The 16566-nt window shown below is 73.5% G+C and carries 13 protein-coding genes; 8 read left to right on the top strand and 5 right to left on the bottom strand.

Annotated features, from left to right (window positions below; translation table 11 throughout):
- The first annotated feature begins 3 nt into the window (after positions 1-3).
- On the top strand, positions 4-570 hold the full coding sequence (locus ABTY15_RS29125; protein ID WP_350601911.1) for a Uma2 family endonuclease: 567 nt from the start codon (positions 4-6) through the stop codon (positions 568-570).
- Positions 571-580: 10 nt separating this feature from the next.
- On the opposite strand, the gene ABTY15_RS29120 is transcribed toward ABTY15_RS29125, so the two are convergent.
- Positions 581-910 (bottom strand): DUF4326 domain-containing protein, encoded by a 330-nt coding sequence (locus tag ABTY15_RS29120; protein ID WP_502893619.1) that lies wholly within the window; start codon positions 908-910, stop codon positions 581-583.
- Between the two features lie 93 nt (positions 911-1003).
- On the opposite strand from ABTY15_RS29120, the gene ABTY15_RS29115 reads away from it, so the two are divergent.
- The 7 genes from ABTY15_RS29115 to ABTY15_RS29085 all read left to right on the top strand — a co-directional run bounded on the left by ABTY15_RS29115 (position 1004) and on the right by ABTY15_RS29085 (position 10245).
- Positions 1004-3706, top strand: coding sequence for a SpoIIE family protein phosphatase (locus ABTY15_RS29115; RefSeq protein WP_350601908.1), 2703 nt, complete (start codon positions 1004-1006; stop codon positions 3704-3706).
- Between the two features lie 154 nt (positions 3707-3860).
- On the top strand, positions 3861-5555 hold the full coding sequence (locus ABTY15_RS29110; protein ID WP_350601907.1) for a sensor histidine kinase: 1695 nt from the start codon (positions 3861-3863) through the stop codon (positions 5553-5555).
- 110 nt (positions 5556-5665) lie between these two features.
- Positions 5666-6334, top strand: coding sequence for a response regulator transcription factor (locus ABTY15_RS29105; protein ID WP_350601906.1), 669 nt, complete (start codon positions 5666-5668; stop codon positions 6332-6334).
- A 553-nt stretch (positions 6335-6887) separates the two neighbouring features.
- On the top strand, positions 6888-7640 hold the full coding sequence (locus tag ABTY15_RS29100; RefSeq protein ID WP_350601905.1) for a LysM peptidoglycan-binding domain-containing protein: 753 nt from the start codon (positions 6888-6890) through the stop codon (positions 7638-7640).
- Between the two features lie 97 nt (positions 7641-7737).
- Complete coding sequence (locus ABTY15_RS29095; protein WP_350601903.1) at positions 7738-8466, top strand: class I SAM-dependent methyltransferase; 729 nt, start codon at positions 7738-7740, stop codon at positions 8464-8466.
- A 283-nt stretch (positions 8467-8749) separates the two neighbouring features.
- Complete coding sequence (locus tag ABTY15_RS29090; RefSeq protein ID WP_502893618.1) at positions 8750-9505, top strand: SDR family NAD(P)-dependent oxidoreductase; 756 nt, start codon at positions 8750-8752, stop codon at positions 9503-9505.
- 143 nt (positions 9506-9648) lie between these two features.
- Complete coding sequence (locus ABTY15_RS29085; protein ID WP_350601902.1) at positions 9649-10245, top strand: TIGR03086 family metal-binding protein; 597 nt, start codon at positions 9649-9651, stop codon at positions 10243-10245.
- A 59-nt stretch (positions 10246-10304) separates the two neighbouring features.
- Here the strand turns inward: ABTY15_RS29085 and ABTY15_RS29080 are convergent, their stop codons facing one another.
- From ABTY15_RS29080 to ABTY15_RS29065, 4 genes are all read right to left on the bottom strand, one after another.
- Positions 10305-11522: a glycosyltransferase gene (locus ABTY15_RS29080; RefSeq protein WP_502893617.1), complete on the bottom strand. Its 1218-nt coding sequence runs from the start codon at positions 11520-11522 to the stop codon at positions 10305-10307.
- Between the two features lie 277 nt (positions 11523-11799).
- Positions 11800-12744 (bottom strand): TauD/TfdA family dioxygenase, encoded by a 945-nt coding sequence (locus ABTY15_RS29075; RefSeq protein ID WP_350601901.1) that lies wholly within the window; start codon positions 12742-12744, stop codon positions 11800-11802.
- A complete protein-coding gene (locus ABTY15_RS29070) occupies positions 12741-14039 on the bottom strand; it encodes an MFS transporter (protein WP_350601899.1) in 1299 nt (432 codons plus the stop codon). The genes ABTY15_RS29075 and ABTY15_RS29070 overlap by 4 nt, the downstream gene beginning before the upstream one ends.
- Entirely contained in the window at positions 14026-16536 is a 2511-nt protein-coding gene (locus ABTY15_RS29065; RefSeq protein WP_350601898.1) for a non-ribosomal peptide synthetase, read from the bottom strand. Before ABTY15_RS29065 ends, ABTY15_RS29070 begins: the two co-directional genes overlap by 14 nt.
- Positions 16537-16566 lie beyond the last annotated feature (30 nt).

Below are 16566 nucleotides of genomic sequence, written 5' to 3'. Positions count from 1 at the left end.
CGCGTGACGGCCGAGATGATCGCACCCGAATGGATGCACCGACAGATCACCAGCGAGCAGTACGACTCCTGGACCGAGGAGCAGTGCGCGGGCATCGAGATCGTCGACGGGATGGTGGTCGTGAGCCCGAGCGCGACCAAGCGGCACAACCGGCTGGCGCGGCTGCTGGCCAACGCCCTGGATGCGGCGGGCGGCAAGGAGCGGAACGCCGACACGGACTTCGACGTCCGGTTGCAGGACGTACCGCTCAACAACCGCAGGCCGGGCGTCGTGGTCTACCGGGCCGACACGATCGACGAGTCGCCCACCGGACCCGAGCACGTGCTTTTGCTCGTCGAGGTCGTGTCGCCGGGCTCGGAGACCACCGACCGGGTGGTCAAGCCGGACCAGTACGCCAAGGCGGGCATCCCGTTCCACTGGCGGGTCGAGCAGGTGCCCGGCACCGTCCCGGTCGTCCACACCTACGTCCTGGACCCGTCCAGTCGGTCCTACCGGGTGGGTGAGCTGTTCACGGGAGTGGTGCGGACGGCGGTGCCGTACCCGGTGGAGATCGACCTGGCCGACGGCTGATCCCGGCTGGTCACTCCTCCCAGCCGTGGTCGGCGAGGTCGGCGAGGACGTCGGCGTGGCAGGGGAGCGGGGCGCACCAGCAGCCCAGGCGGTGGCCGCGCAGGGGCGGGACGAGGGCGAGCAGGTCGGGGTGGGCGAGGAGGTGGGCCCGGTACTTGACCAGCATCTGTTCGCGGGTCAGGTCGGGGCCGGGGCGGTAGGGGCAGTGCGGCGGGGAGCCGGGCAGGTGCCAGCCGCCGCGGTGCATCGGGCGGCCGACGTAGACGACGTCGGCGTACCCGGGGTCGTCGCGGTGGCCCTTGAGGTTGACCACGGTGGTACGGCTCGGAACGGTCCTCATACGGTCCATGGTGGGGCGGACGGGGGCGGTGGGAGGCCCGGGGCCGGGGTGGCTCGCCTTGACACACCCCTGGGCCCGGCGTAGCAAAAGAGCATGCGCCAGGGTGTCCCGGCGGACCGGTCCGGTCCGCACGCGACGGGCGGTTCCCGGGCGGCGCGGCCCGATCCGCACCGGCCGTCGACGTCCGACGGCCCGGCCTTTTCCGATGCGTCCGCCCTTTCCGATGCCCCCGTCCTCCCCGACGTCGATGCCGCTGCCGTCGACGAGGCTGCCGTCGACGCCGCCGGCGTCGTTGCCGATGCCGTGGTCGCCGCCGGGGCCGAGGCCGTGCCGGGGTCGGCCCCCGGGGGCGGGGAGGGGCGGGAGCGGGACGTCCTGCTGGCCGACGCGGTGCGGCGGGTGCTGGGCAGCACCGGGGCGTACGGCGCGATGGTGTACCTGCGCTCCCGGGACCGCCGCTCGCTGGTGCTCTGCACGATCGCCGGGGTGCCGCTGTCGATCATGAGCCCGTTCCGGCGGATCGCGGCGGCCGGGCCGCTGCCGGTCGCGGTCGCCTTCCGGACCGGCCGCACCATCACGCTGACCGACACCGAGGACACCATGCGGCGCTTCCCGCAGCTCGCGGTCGGCCTGCCGTACGACTTCGCCTCCGCCTGCGTGCCGGTGGCGGACGGCGGGGAGCGGTACGGGGTGCTCAACGTGCTCTGGCCGGCCTCGGACGACGGGGTGCCGGAGGAGGCGCGGGGCGAGCTCGCGGCGGTGGCCGAGCGGCTGGCCGAGGGGCTGGCCGCGCTGGAGACGACGGGCGAGGCGATCGAGCCGGACGGCGACCCCGCCGTGGCCGAGCTGTCGCCGCCGTCCGCGCCGACCACCCGGATCGGGCTGTTCGACTGGAACGTCGTCACCGGGGAGCTCGCTGCCGACGAGCGGTTCCTGGAGATCTTCGGCTTCGCCCCCGGCGACTTCGACGGCAAGGTGGCCTCGCTCACCGCCCGGATCGCCCCCGGCGACCTGCCGGAGTTCCGCGCCGCCGCCCGGGTCGCCCTGGACCGGGGCGAGGTGCTGGCCGCGCAGGTGCGGGTGCTGGGGCCGGACGGCCACCCGTACCCGATCGAGCTGTGGGCCCGGGTGCCCTCCTCGATCACCGACGGCCGCACCCACCTGGTCGGCGCCGTCCTGGACGCCCGGACCCTCACCGCCGCCGCGGCGGCCGTCGAGCGGCTGCGCGAGGGCGTGGTCTCGCTCGACCCGGACGGCCGGATCAGCTACGCCAACCCGGGCATCGAGGCGCTGCTGGACGTCCGCCGCGAGGAGGTGATCGGGCACCGGCCGTGGGACGTGCTGCCCTGGCTGGCCGACCCGTTCTACGAGAACCGGTACCGGGCGGCGCTGCTCTCCCAGCGGCCCACCGCCTTCCTGGCGGCCCGCCCGGTCGGCGGCTGGCTGGCCTTCTCGCTCTACCCCGACGCGCACGGCGTCACCGTCCGGGTGGTCGCCGCCGAGCCCCCGCCGGGCGCGGCCGAGCCGCGCGCCACCGCGCCGCCGCGCGTCGGCACCGGGGACCGCGCCGGGGTCGGAGACACCTACCACCTGCTGCAACTGGCCAGCGCGCTCACCGAGGCGGTCAGCGTGCGCGACGTCTGCCGGGCGGTGGCCGAGGAGATCCTGCCGACCTTCGGCGGCCAGGAGCTGGCGATCTACCTGATCCGCGACAAGCGCCTGCACCTGGTCTCGCAGAGCGGCTACCCGGACGGCTTCCTCGACCGGTTCGAGGGCACCCCGATCGGCGCCCGCGTCCCCGGCGCGGAGACCCTGAGCACCGGCACCCCGATCTTCTTCGAGTCGGTCCGCCAGCTGGCCGCCGCCTACCCGGGCATCGCGCTGGACGAGATGGGCGCCTGGGCCTTCCTGCCGCTGATCGCCTCCGGCCACCCGGTCGGCAGCTGCATCCTCGGCTTCGACCGGCCGCGCGCCTTCACCACCGCGGACCGCGGCCTGCTCACCGCCCTCAGCGGGTTCATCGCCCAGGCACTGGAGCGCGCCCGGCTGTACGACGCCGAGTTCGCGCTGGCCCGCGGCCTCCAGCAGGCGCTGCTGCCGCACCGGCTGCCCGAGGTGCCCGGCATCCGGATCACCGCCCGCTACCTGCCCGGCACCCAGGGCATGGAGATCGGCGGCGACTGGTACGACGCGATCGTCACCGGCCAGGACCTCACCCTGGTGATCGGCGACGTCGAGGGCCACAGCGTCGGCGCCGCCGCGACCATGGGCCAGCTGCGCAGCGCCGTCCGCGCCTTCGCCACCGGTGGCGATCCGCCGGACCAGGTGCTGGCCCGCACCAACCGGCTGATGCTCGACCTCGACCCGGGCCTGCTCGCCAGCTGCTGCCTGGTCCGGCTCACCCCGGCCGACGGCAGCGTCCGGATCGCCCGGGCCGGCCACCTGCCGCCGGTGCTGCGGCACCCGGACGGGGCGGCCGAGGCGCTGTACGTCACGGGCGGGCCGCTGCTGGGGGTGGCGGACGGGGCGGAGTTCCCGGTCAGCGAGCTGCGGCTGGGGCCGGGCTCGGTGCTCGCGCTGTACACGGACGGGCTGGTGGAGGATCCGGCGGTGGCGATCGACCAGGGGGTGGACCGGCTGCGCGCCGCACTGGCGGGCGCGCCGGAGGCGGACGGGACGGCGGACGGGACGGCGGACCTGGAGCGGCTGGCGGAACGGCTGCTGCGGGAGGTCGGCTCGACGCAGCGGGTGGACGACGTGGCGTTGCTGCTGACGGCGTTCGGGCGGCCTGGTTGAGCCGGGTGCTGGTGCGTGTTCGGGTGACCTGGCTGACCCGGGTGCCCGTGGGCGTTCGCTGACCCGGCGCCGTTCGTCGGGCGCGACTTTCGTCGGGCCCGGTCGCGACGAACGGTGGCGGCCCCCGGACCGGCCGCCCGGTTAGCCTCGACGGGTGAATGCGATTGCGCGGGCCTGCACGAAGGCGGTTCGGACGGCGCTGCCGGGGCCCTGGCGGCCCCGGCGGGTGGTGGGCGAGGCCACGCTCGCGCTGCTCATGGGCGGGTTCGCGGCCCTGGCGGAGCACGCCGCCGACACCGGCGTGACGGTCGTCGGCGCCGGGGTGGTCACCGCGCTGCTGTGCGTGCTGCGGCGGGCGTTCCCGGCGACCGTCCTGCTGCTCACCGCCGCCGCGGCCGGCTGGGCCGCCGGGCCGATGCTGCTGCTGGTCTGCGTGGGCTGGGCCGCCGGGGCGCGGATCCGCCGGGTGCCCGCGCTGGTCGGCACCTTCCTGCTGAGCGGGCTGCTGTTCACCGTGACGGGGATCCTGAAGGAGGCCGGCTCGGGCCCGCCCAAGCTGATCTTCGGGTTCTCGCTGGGCGGCTTCCTGCTGGTCGCCGTGCTGCCCGCGCTCTGGGGCCGCTACCGCGCGCAGCGCCGCGCCCTGCTGGACGCGCTGCGCGAGCGCAACGACCAGCTGGTGCGCGAGCGGGTCATGGTGGTGCACCAGGCGCGGCTGCGCGAACGGCACCGGATCGCCCAGGACATGCACGACAGCCTCGGCCACCAGCTCGCGCTGATCTCCGTCCACTCCGGCGCGCTGGAGGTGGACCGCACGCTCACCGACCGGCAGCGGGAGGCGGTCGGGGTGCTGCGGCAGGCGGCGGTCGCCGCGATGCGGGAGCTGCGCGAGGTGGTCGGCGTGCTGCACGACGAGTCCACGGCGGTGCCGCCGACGGCCGCGGCGGGTGCGGGCGCGGCCCCGGGCCGGGGCGGGGTGGACGGCATCGAGGGGCTGGTGGAGTCCTCGCGGGCGGCCGGGGTGGCGGTCTCCTTCGCCCTGGAGGGCGAGCGGCGCGCGCTGGCGGCCGCGGTCGACCACGCGGCGTACCGGATCGTGCAGGAGGCGCTCACCAATGCACACAAGCACGCCCCCGGCGCGTCGATCGGGGTCGCGCTCCGCTACGAGCCGGACGCGCTGGTGGTGGAGGTGGTGAACCCCCGCGCACCGGAGCTGGTCGGGGCGCGGGTCGGCACCGGCCCGGTGGTCAGCGGCGGGCAGGGGCTCACCGGCCTGCGCGAGCGCGCCCGGCTGGTCGGCGGCATGGTGCACGCCGGGCCGACGCCCGACCAGGGCTTCCGGCTGGCCGCCGTCCTCCCGTACGAGGGGGCGGCGGACGGCCCGGGCGACGGCCGAGCGGACGGTGCCGGGGCCGCCGGGGTCGCGGGGGTCGAGGACTGGGTGCTGGACGGCCTGACGCCGGTCGGCGAGGCGGACGGCGACCGGCGCAGCCCGGCGCTCGGCTGCGCGGTGGGCGTGGTGGGCGTCGGGGTGGCCATGGCGGGCCTGCTGGTCTGGGGCGTCGTGGCGCTCATCCAGGGCACCGACGACGCGACGGTGAAGAAGTCGGTCTACGACGGGATCCGGGTGGGTCAGTCGGAGGCCGAGGTGGTGCGCCGGCTGCCGCCCGGCAACGACTTCTTCACCTCGGACTACAAGAAGAGCGGGCCGACGCCGCCGGAGGGTGCGCACTGCCGGTGGTTCCTCTCCGGGGAGGGCAGCGACAACCTCGGCGGGGACAACGTGGTGCGGTTCTGCTTCAAGGACGGGGTGCTGGTGGACAAGCAGGAGTACACCGCGAAGTCCTGACCCGTCCGGCGGGGCGCTCGGGCCGGGATGTGAGGATGGTGGTGCGCCCGCGTGCGCCCGCACCACCGTTCGAGCGGGCCCGCACCACCGTTCGAGGGGAATGACCAGCTGTGATCCGAGTCCTCGTCGCAGACGACGAGCCGCTCATCCGTGCCGGGATCAGGATGATCCTGGGCTCCGCCGAGGACATCGAGGTGGTCGCCGAGGCCGCGGACGGTCGGGAGGCGCTGGAACTGGCCCGGGCGCACCGGGTGGACGTGGTGCTGCTGGACATCCAGATGCCGGTGATGGACGGGCTGACGGCGCTCGGGGAGCTGCCGAGGGTCGCACCCGGCGCGCGGGCCCTGATCCTCACCACCTTCGGGGAGCGCGAGAACGTCCTGCGCGCCGTGACCGAGGGCGGCGCCGGATTCCTGCTCAAGGACACCGCGCCGAACGAGCTGATCCAGGCCGTGCGCGCGGCGGCGACCGGCCACGCCTTCCTCTCGCCGGCCGCCACCCGGCACATCGTCGACTCGCTGGCGTCCGGGCGCGCCGCCTCGACGGCCGCCCGCGGTGCGGCGGCCCGGCGCCGGCTGGAGGTGCTCACCGGGCGCGAGTTGGAGGTGCTGGCGCTGCTGGGGGAGGGGCTGTCCAACGCCGACGCGGGCGCCCGGATCCACATGAGCGAGGCGACCGTGAAGACGTACGTCAGCCGGATCCTGGCGAAGCTCGGCTGCGAGAACCGGGTCCAGGCGGCGCTGCTGGCGCGGGACGCGGAGCTCGACCGTCGCGGCTGAGGGAGATCGTTCGGTTGCGGAGCGTGATGGCCGTGACGGATGCCACTCGGTGGCGGCGCGGAACCGGGAACTCCGGCTGGGTCGGTGACGGTGCGTCAGTGATCGATCGCGGCGCGTCGATGGTGTGCCCCGTTTCACGGATGGACAGATGTGAGTGCGGGCACGGAAATTGACTATTTGATCTTGGAAATACGGTCAAACCCGGTCGAACTGGGCGCACTTCCTTGATCGATACCGCCGGTAACAGTCAACTGACCTGCGAGGTCCAAGAATTGCTTGCTGCGCCCCGGGGTGGCCCGTAGCTTCTTTGGCGGTGCAACGAGCACCACCCGGGTTCACCCCCGACGCACGGCCCGCCGACTGACCCCCGGCGCGAGGGCGGTGCCCGCCGACGCGACCGGCTCGAACAGGTCGTCGGCGAGCGGGAGGTGGCCGGGGCGGCACGGCACGTCCGACACGTGCGTGGCCGCCCATCGAGCGAGGTGAGCGCGATGACGGGCCCGGAGTGGGCCTGGTTCCGCACGCCTGCCCGGGGCTTGTCGAGAGGACTTTCATGACTCACCGTCACGAGACCGCCGCTACCATCGACACCACCGCCACCACCAAGCGCAACCGCGTCCGGCTGGCGGTCATCGCGGGCGCCGCCGTCGCGGCCCTGCCGGTGGCCGGCCTCGTCACGGCCACCTCGGCCTCCGCCGCGACCACCTCCGCCTGGGACGCCGTCGCCCAGTGCGAGAGCGGCGGGAACTGGAGCATCAGCACCGGCAACGGCTTCTACGGCGGACTGCAGTTCACCCCGTCCACCTGGGCCGCGTACGGCGGGACCGCCTACGCCTCCCAGGCCAACCAGGCGAGCAGGGCGCAGCAGATCGCCGTCGCCGAGAAGGTCCTCGCCTCCCAGGGCCCGGGCGCCTGGCCGGTCTGCTCGGGCAAGGCGGGCCTCACCAAGGGCGGTGCCCCGGCCGCCGTCGACACCGCCGCCGACGCCCCGGCGGCCCCGGCTGCCCCGGCCGCCAAGCCGGCCGCCAAGGCCCCGCAGAAGCCTGCCAAGCCCGTCCAGCCGGCGAAGTCCGCCCAGTCGACCAGGTCCGCCCAGTCGGCCAAGCCGGCCCAGTCCGCGCCCGCCGCCGCGCCGAAGAACACCACCGGCACGGCCGCGGGCAGCTACACCGTCAAGAGCGGCGACACCCTGAGCGGCATCGCCGCCAAGTTCGGCACCGACACCGCCAGCCTGTACGGCAAGAACACCCGCACCATCGGCGGCGACCCGGACCTCATCTTCCCGGGCCAGACCCTGACGGTCTGACACTCCGGCGCGCCCCGGCGCACCCAGGCGGCCACCCTCCCCAGGGGCGGCCGCCGTCCGGCGTTCCGCGCGCGGCGATAGGTCCTAAGGTCGGCTGATGACCCGACTGATCAGCGACCGCGAGCTCACCGCCACCACCGTCGTGGCCAACAACACCATGAACCGCGAGCGCGGCCTCACCGGGGTGAACAGCTACGCCCGCGAGCTCGGCTTCGACCCTGCCGCCTGGCTGCGCGAGCACGGCGGCGCGTCACCGGCCTGGCTCGACCTGTGCAGCAGCGAGGGCCGCGCGCTTGCCGAGGCCGCCCGGCGACTGCCCCCGACCGCCGAGCTGACCGGCGTCGACCTGGTCGGGCCGCAGGCGGCCCGGCCGGCCCCGCAGGCCCTGGCCGCGGACGCCGACGCCGCTCGGCCGGGCCTGCGTCTGATCACGGCGGCCGTGGCGGACTGGACGCCCACCCTCGGGCCCGGCCGGTCCTACGACCTGATCACCTGCGTCCACGGCCTGCACTACCTCGGCGACCAACTGGCCGCCCTCACCCGCGCCGCCACCTGGCTGGCCCCCGCCGGCCGCCTCGCCGCGCACTTCGACCCGGACTCCATCCGCCACCCCGACGGCTCCAGCGCCGCCCGCCCCGTCGTCGCCGCCCTCCGCGCGGCCGGCTTCGCCTACCACCCCCGCCGCCACCTGCTCGTCCTCGACGGCGGCAGGTCCGTGCACCTCCCCTTCACCTACACCGGCGCCGACCCCTCCGCCGGCCCCAACTACACCGGCCAACCCGCCGTCGCCTCCCACTACCGCCACACGGCGCGCACTCCGGTGTGAGGAGGCGCGGTCGGGCGGGCTATCCGCCGCCACCACCCGCGTGCGGAGGTGCACGCGGGTGGGCCGTCCGCCTCTGCTGCGCCTCCGCGGGCGCTGGCGTCGCGGACGATTCGTCGTCGTCCCCTTCTGCCACCACACAGCTTCTGCCACCACACGGCGCACGCGGGCGCCCATCCCGGTCTAGTTGAACGTTGAACGCAACGTCCGAATACCGCCGGAGGTTTCGGGTGGTGCGGTCGAGGATCGAGTCATGTCCGAGAGCGGAACGAGGAGTTCTGGAGATATGACGATGAACGGCGCGGCGGTGCTCGATGGCAAGGTGGCCCTGGTGACCGGGGGGAGCCGGGGGATCGGGGCGGCGGTGGCGCTGCGGCTGGCCGAGGAGGGGGCGGACGTGGTGCTCACCTATCGGGGGAGTGCGGAGCAGGCCGAGGCGGTGGCGGCGAAGATCGGGGCGATGGGGCGGCGGGCCTGGGCGGTGCGGGCCGACAGTGCGGATCCGCAGGAGGTGACGGCCGTGGTGGCCGGGGTGGCGGAGCGCTTCGGGCGGATCGACGTGCTGGTGAACAACGCGGGCGTCGGGGTGCTCGGGCCGATCGGGGAGCTGACGCTCGACGAGGTCGACCGCGTGCTGGAGGTGAACGTCCGGGGGCCGTTCCTGTTCGCGCAGGCGGTCTCGGCCCACCTGGCGGACGGCGGACGGATCGTCACCATCGGCAGCTGCATCGCCCAGCGGGTCGCCTTCCCCGGTGGCACGCTCTACGCGACCAGCAAGGCCGCGCTGATCGGCCTCACCAAGGCGCTGGCCCGGGAGCTCGGTCCGCGCGGGATCACCGCGAACGTGATCCACCCCGGCCCGATCGACACCGACCTGAACCCGGCGGACGGCCCCGCCGCCGACTTCCAGCGCGGGCTGACCGCGCTCGGCGCCTTCGGTACGGGGGCGGACGTCGCCGTCGCCGTCGCCTACCTCGCGGGGGAGGGCGGCCGGTACGTGACCGGCGCGGAACTGGCGGTCGACGGCGGCTTCGCGGCCTGACCCGGTGGGGCGGCCCGTGCGACACCCGGCTCGGTTCCGGGCCGGGTGTCGTGGCGGGCGGTTGTCAGTGGCCGCGTTTACGATCACCCGGTCCGCGCCGTGACCGGTGCCGACGACCCGCGCTCCCGACCGAGAGGTGTGCCATGACCGCAGCGGAAGACCCGATCGGGCTGCTCGCCCGGGCCCTCGCCCAGACCGCCGGGCTGATCGACGGCGTCGGAGTCGAACTCGCGGGCCACCCGACACCCTGCCGCTCCTGGGACGTCGGCGACCTGATCAGTCATCTGCTCTTCGACCTGCGGCAGTTCACCGTACGGGCGAAGGGTGGTCGGCCGGACTGGTCGCAGCCCTTCGCGCGGGTCGAGGAGGACTGGCTGCACGCCTTCGAGACCGGCGCGGAGGAGCTGATGGACGCCTGGCGCGCGGCCGGCGACCTCAGCGGCACCATCGAGGCCCCTGGTCTGGGCACCCTGCCGGCCCGCTTCCCGGTGGACCAGCAGATCGCCGAATTCGCCGTGCACGGCTGGGACTTGGCCCATGCCACCGGTCAGTCCACCGACGGCCTCGACCACGAGGTCGCCCTCGCCGCCCTGGCCTGGGCCCAGGGCGCCCTCAAGCCCGAGTACCGCGGCACCGAGGAGGACCACCACGCCTTCGGACCCGAAGTCCCGGCCCGCGCCGACGCCCCTGCGTACGACCGGCTCGCCGCGTTCTTCGGCCGGGACCCGGGCTCCGCCTGACCCTTGAGGAGGGAGAGGGAGCCCGGGGCGCGGTTGCGGCACCGCTGTCCGACGGGGCGTCAGTTAACCATCTCCAGCAGGAGCTTCGCGGCCACCCGCGCCCCGTCGGCGTGGAACGACTCCGCCACGGCGGTCGCCCGGGTGCGGGTCTCCGGGGTCAGGGCCGTCGTGAGCGCGGCCGACAGGGACTCGACGGTCGGGGTCGGGCCGTCGTGTGCCGCGCCGATGCCCAGCTCGGCCACCCGGGCGGCGAAGTACGGCTGGTCCGCGCCCTGCGGGACCACGACCTGGGGAGCGCCGGACCAGGTGGCCGTCGCGGTGGTGCCCGCGCCGCCGTGGTGCACGACGGCGGCCGCCCGGCGGAACAGAGCCTGGTGGTTGACCTCGCCGACGACGAAGCAGTCCTCCTGGTCGTCGATCAGGGCGAGGTCGGCCCAGCCGCGGGAGAGGACCGTCCGGCGGCCCTGCGCACGGATCGCCTCGATGGTCGCCCGGGCGACGTCGCCCGGGTCACGCATCGGAATGCTGCCGAAGCCCACGTACACCGGCGGGGTGCCGGCGTCGAGGAACGCCACCAGGTCCTCCGGGAGCGGGCGTTCGTCCGGCAGGACCCACGCGCCGGTCTGCACCACGTCGAGCTCGGCCGGCTGCGCCCAGGGCGCCAGGACCGGGTCCGCGGCCAGCCACGGCCGGTCGGTGAAGACGTGGTCGCGGAGGTCGTCCAGCGGCGGCAGACCGACCGACGCCCGGTGGGAGTTGACCGCCTCGCCGAACACCGCCTGCGCGTCCGCGGCGTCCTGCTCCCACAGCGCCCGGTTGTCGGTCACGCCCTCCGGCAGCGGCCTGCCCGGCCGCGGGATCGGCGGGTGGTGCGGCGACGGCAGGCTGACCGGCTGGTAACTCGCGTACACGTAGCGGATGCCCAGCTTCTCGGCCGCCGCCTGCACACCGGCCGCGGCCGGCAGCAGGCCGGTCGCCACCAGCACGTCACACCCCTCGGCGGCCGCGGTGACGTTCTGGTAGAACGCGGCGACCAGCTCGGCCGCGCGCCGGGGCACGCCGCCGGGCGAGGGCGGCGTCTTCCCGGTCACCAGGTCCCGCACCGACTGGCCGGTCGGCACCATCTCCACGCCGACCCCGGCCAGCCGCTTCGCGAACTCCTCGTCCGGCGGCGCACACACCCGGACCTCCGCGCCGAGCTCCAGCAACCGCATCGCGAGACCCACCAGCGGCTCGACGCCGCCGCGCGAATCGTAGGCCGACAACAGCACTCGCACTCGTCTGACTCCGTTTCAACAGGCAGCAGGGAGTGGGTGATCCCCCCTTTCGTCATCCAATCATCCTGAAGATCGTTTCGCGAGGGCCTGCGGACCGAAGGGGTATGGCGGGGCGGCGGACCGGGTACAAGGCTCTGCCGAAGGCGTGTCCACCGCGGGGGAGGGGAGGAGCCCGCCCACTACTGCGCGCGGCGGGACGGCCCGCCCGGCTAGGCCGGCCGCACCAGGTCCACGCGTAGACGGGGCCGGTGCGGTCCGGAGCCGTTCAGCCTGCCGCTCAGTCGGACATGGCGACCAGCACTCGGCGGTTTCCTGTGAAGGGTCGGCGGCCGTGGCCGACCAGGACGTTGTCGATCAGCAGCAGGTCACCCTGGCACCAGTCCACGTCGACGGCAGCGTCGAGACCGCGCTGCTGGATCTGGTGGATGAATCCTTCAGGAATGGGACTGCCGTCTGCGAAGGTGACGTACTGCGGCAGCTCGTCCTTGGGGAGCAGCCGGGCGAGCGCCGCGGCCGTCTCGTCGTTCAGTGCCGCAGGGTGCCACTGGTCGGCCTGGTTGAACCAGACCTCGACCCCGGTGACGGGATGCCGCAGAGTCGCGGGGCGCTCGCGGCTGATCCGGAGCCCACCGTCCGGCCGCCACGTCCAGGTCGAATCCGTTGCGGCCAGGAGCGCTTCCACGGTCTCGCGGTCTCCGGTCTCGAACGTGTCCTGCCAGCTCCTGCCCAGTCCTCGGCCACCGTGCAGGTTCTGGGTGTAGCGGACGCCGCCGGCGAACGCGTCCCGCAGGTCGGAGTCCAGCGACTGAAGCCAGGCGGCTCCGTCGACCACCGGGGTGGCGCCGCCGGTCGTGGCCGCCGTCTCGCAGAAGAAGAGCAGGCGGCTCGGCCAACTGTCCGCATACGAGAGCTCGTTGTGCATGGAGATGGTCAGCCCCGCCGGGTACTCGGTCGACGTGTAGACGTTGTCACCGATCTTGGTCCGCGGCGAGTTCCCCTGGATGTAGGCCAGCCGTCGACGCAGTACCCGGTCCATGACGGCATCGAGGGTGGCCGGGTCGACGCCGAAGCCGCGGACGACCAGAGCCTTGTGCCGGACGAGGAGCTCGTCGATCCGGTCGGTGTCCTCGAGACAGGCGAGCAGGCCGGCCGAGTCGGCGGAAACCCCGACGGATTCCGGGGTGATGTCGAGCGGCGTCCAGTCGGCGGCGATGTCCGTCATCGGTGGTGTCCTTCGGGTGAGGTGGTGGATTCGGCTGGTGTCGCCGAGCGGTCGGGGACGGCTACGGCAACCGGTCCCAGCGGGGGTAGACGTGTCGAGGCGAGTGCCAGAACGGCCATCAGCGCGGCGATGGTGAACGCCGCCCCGCGCCCGCCGAACCAGTCGAGCACCAGACCCCCTGCCAGCAGACCGAGCGAGCCCGCACCCGCCGTCACCATGCCGATCACCGCGCTGGTCCTGCCCTGCAAGGAGTCCGGGGTGAGTTGCGCCTGGTAGATGCCGCCGCTGACGTTCATGATGCTTCCCAGGAACGAGGTCAGCGCGAACACCGAGCCGATGAGTACGGGATCGGCGGTCAGGCCCACGAGCGGAATCACCAGTGCCCAGATCGACACTCCGCCGATCAGCACTCCGCGAAGACGGAGCCGGCCGATCGTCCTGGAGCCGCAGATCGCACCGAGAATGCCTCCGACACCGGCCACCGCACCCATCACACCGAGGGAGCCCGCCGGCCCACCCGAGTCGTGGATCACGACCATGACGACGAGGGAAAGCGCCTGGAACAGCACATTGGTGGCCGTGATGAGCAGCAGTCCGGCCCGGAGGAAAGGCTGCCGCCAGATCCAGCGGGCGGCTTCGGTGATCTGCGACGCCGGGCCTGCGGGGGCCGAGGACGGCGACTCGCCCTGGAGTGGCTGCCGGATCCACGGCAGCGTGGCCAACGCGGCCGCATGCGCGAGGGCGGCGAGTACGAGCGGCGCCGGCCGGGAGACGTCGAAGAGGAGGCTGCCGACGGGCAGCCCGAGCAGGCCGATGCCCTGGCTGCGGGCCTCGTTGCGGCTGAGCGCCCTCGGCAGCTGCCCGGCCGGGACGACCTGCCGCGCTCCGGCCCGCTCGGCCAGCCGGTGGACCACGGCAAGGCCGGCCTGGACGAAGGCGGCGGCGGCCAGGTGCGCGGGTAGCACCTGGCCGACTCCTGCGGCCACCGCGACGCTCGCGGTGGAGAGCAGGCAGCCGAGGTCGGAGGCGATCATCAGTCGGCGGCGGTCCCAGCGGTCCACCAGGACCCCGGCGGGCAGTTGGACCAGCAGGCTCGGAGCGGCCGCCGCGAACCCGACGATCCCCGCCACGGTCGCCGAACCGGTCTGCCACAGGGCTGTCAGGGAGTATGCGACACCACTGACCCTGGCGCCGAACAGCGTGAAGCCGGCGCCCGCCCAGAGCAGGAGGAAGTCCCGGCCGAGACGCCCTCGGCCTGTCGGCTCCGGGCCGGACGGCGCGTCATGCCCGCTCATCGTCGACCTCCGGTCGTCGGTCGCGGTCCGACCGGCCGCCGAGCTCCCCGTCGTCCCAGAACTGGGTCAACGCGGTCTCCGCGGTCTGTCGGCTGCCGCTGTGCATCGAGGCGAGGACGTCCTTGAGAACGGCACGGCCGCTCGCGGAGTTGGTCAGCACCACGACGCCCGTGCCGTCGTTGAGCCGACTCAGGCCGATCGCCCGGTACCCCGAGGTCTCACCGGTGTGGCCGTACTCGAGATCGTCGCCGGTGCCGTCCAGCACCGTGCCCATGCCGTAGAACCGGCTCGGGGCGGTCACGGTGAGCATCCGCCGGGCCGACTCCTGGGTCAGGACGGCCGAGCCGAGGCCGTGGTGCGCCCGGCGGATCTCCAGTGCCACCTGGGCCAGATCGGCCGCGGTACTCCAGAGGCCGGCGGCGGCCAGGGCCGGGTAGACACCCCAGGACCCCGTCTTCGGCGAGCCGTCGAGCTCATGCCCGACCGCCACCGCGCGGCCGGACCGCAGCGGGAAGTCCGGCTCGAACCCGCTGTCCCGCATGCCGAGCGGGTCGAGCACCACCTCACGGATCAGAGCGGCGAACGGCAGTCCGGTGACATCCTCCAAGAGCTGCTGGATCAGGGTGAAGCCGATGTTGTTGCGCTGGAAGACGGCGCCGGGCGGCGAGTTGAACACCGCGGGAGGAGTCTTGGCCTGCCCACGACCGAGCAGGATGTCCAACGCACTCGGCAACTCCCGCCCCGGCTCATGGGTTTCACTCGCCGCCGAGCTCGGAGGCGTGGTGATGCCGGACGTGAACCGAAGCAGCTGGTCCAGGGTGACCGGGCCGCCGGTGTCAATCGGGACCTGCCAACCCCGCAGGTAGTGGTTCACATCCTGGTGGAGGTCGAGCACACCGTCCCCGACCAACCGGAGGACTCCCAGCGTGGTCACGTGCTTGCTGAGCGAGCCGACCTGGAAGACGGCCTCGGGAATCATCGGGGCGCGGTCTTCGGCGGACAGCACACCGTGGACGTGGACATCGGTGAGCCGACCGTCGCGGATCACCGCGATGCTGACTCCGGGCACCCGGTTCGCCGCCATGGTCTCCTCGACCGACCGGGCGCCGTACTCGGACGCGGCACGAGCCCCTGACGGCATGCCCACCCCCACGCCCTCGGCCGCCGTCCGGTCGGAATCCGTTCCCGTGACCGCGGCCGCCAAGTGCCCGAGCGTTTCACTGCTGTAGAGCGCACGGAGCGAGATGGCCAGTCCGGCCTCCCGTACCGCTGCGATCACCGGCAGGACGGTGATGGAGTCGCCCCCGAGATCGAAGAAGTTGTCGTTCACCCCCACCCGGGCCAGCCCGAGCGCCTCGGCCCAGATCGCTGCAAGGACACGCTCGACCGTGGTCCGCGGTGGCACGTAAGCCCGGTCCGGAAGCGAACCGGCGAACTCGGGGGCGGGCAGGGCGGCGTGGTCGAGTTTGCCGGCCGGGGTCAGTGGCCAGCTGTCCAGGAGGACGAGGCCGCTGGGGATCATGTAGCTCGGGAGGACGGGTCGTAGGTGGCTGGCGAGGGCGGCGGCGCGCGGGGGCGTCGCCGTGGCCGGGATGACGTAGGCGGTGAGGCGGGGTTCGTCGGTGTGGTCGGGGACCGCGGTGACGTGTGCGTCGTGGACCTGGGGGTGGTTGCGTAGTGCGGTTTCGATCTCCGCGGGTTCGATTCGGTATCCGCGGATTTTCAGTTGGTCGTCGCTGCGGCCGAGATACTCGAGTTCGCCGGTGAGGGTGCGTCGTACCAGGTCGCCGGTGCGGTAGAGCCGGGCGCCGGGCGGGCCGTACGGGTTGGGCAGGAACCGTTCTGCCGTCAGGGCGGCGTGACCGCGGTAGCCCTGGGCCAGGCCGTCCCCGGCGATGAAGAGTTCACCTGTGACGCCGGACGGTACCGGGTTCAGGTGCCTGTCCAGTACGTGGATGGTCGTGTTTCGGATCGGCGTGCCGAGTGGCACGTTCGCCGGATCTGCCGGTATGTCCGTGGCGGTGGACCAGATCGTTGTCTCGGTCGGTCCGTAGACGTGGATCAGGCGTTCGGCGTGTTCCCGTAGGCGGCCGGCGAGTTCCAGCGGCAGTGCTTCACCGCCTGTGAGCAGGGTGAGGCCGGTGGGGTCGAGACCGGCCGCGAGGAGGACCTTCCATCCCGAGGGGGTTGCCTGGAGATGCGTCACGCCGTGCTTGCGGATCAGGCCGATCAGCTCGTCCGCATCCCCGACCTGGTCGTCTCCGGCGAGCACGACACACTGCCCGCTCACCAGTGGCAGGAACAGCTCCAGGCCGGAAATGTCGAACGACACTGAGGTCGAGGCCAGCCACATCTCGCCCGCCGGCGAGGCAGCTCCCAGAAGTTCCCGCATACCCGCGAGAAGATTCGCCAGAGCCCCGCGGGTGACCTCCACACCCTTGGGAGTGCCGGTAGAACCTGACGTGTAGAGGACATACGCCAGTGCATCCGGCGACATGGCAGTCCAGGTCCCCCCAGCAGGCTGAGA

The organism is Kitasatospora sp. NPDC097643, assembly GCF_040302625.1.
Lineage (GTDB): Bacteria > Actinomycetota > Actinomycetes > Streptomycetales > Streptomycetaceae > Kitasatospora.
The sequence above is the reverse complement of the archived record's forward strand: the minus strand, read 5'-3'. Positions and strand labels throughout refer to the sequence as shown.

Excerpts from the sequence above, each read along its gene's own strand:
- ABTY15_RS29085 (WP_350601902.1), top strand. The coding sequence starts at position 9,649 with ATGACCGCAGCGGAAGACCCGATCGGGCTGCTCGCCCGGGCCCTCGCC.
- ABTY15_RS29065 (WP_350601898.1), bottom strand. The coding sequence starts at position 16,536 with ATGTCGCCGGATGCACTGGCGTATGTCCTCTACACGTCAGGTTCTACC.
- ABTY15_RS29120 (WP_502893619.1), bottom strand. The coding sequence starts at position 910 with ATGAGGACCGTTCCGAGCCGTACCACCGTGGTCAACCTCAAGGGCCAC.
- ABTY15_RS29075 (WP_350601901.1), bottom strand. The coding sequence starts at position 12,744 with ATGACGGACATCGCCGCCGACTGGACGCCGCTCGACATCACCCCGGAA.
- ABTY15_RS29070 (WP_350601899.1), bottom strand. The coding sequence starts at position 14,039 with ATGAGCGGGCATGACGCGCCGTCCGGCCCGGAGCCGACAGGCCGAGGG.
- ABTY15_RS29095 (WP_350601903.1), top strand. The coding sequence starts at position 7,738 with ATGACCCGACTGATCAGCGACCGCGAGCTCACCGCCACCACCGTCGTG.
- ABTY15_RS29090 (WP_502893618.1), top strand. The coding sequence starts at position 8,750 with ATGACGATGAACGGCGCGGCGGTGCTCGATGGCAAGGTGGCCCTGGTG.
- ABTY15_RS29100 (WP_350601905.1), top strand. The coding sequence starts at position 6,888 with ATGACTCACCGTCACGAGACCGCCGCTACCATCGACACCACCGCCACC.
- ABTY15_RS29115 (WP_350601908.1), top strand. The coding sequence starts at position 1,004 with ATGCGCCAGGGTGTCCCGGCGGACCGGTCCGGTCCGCACGCGACGGGC.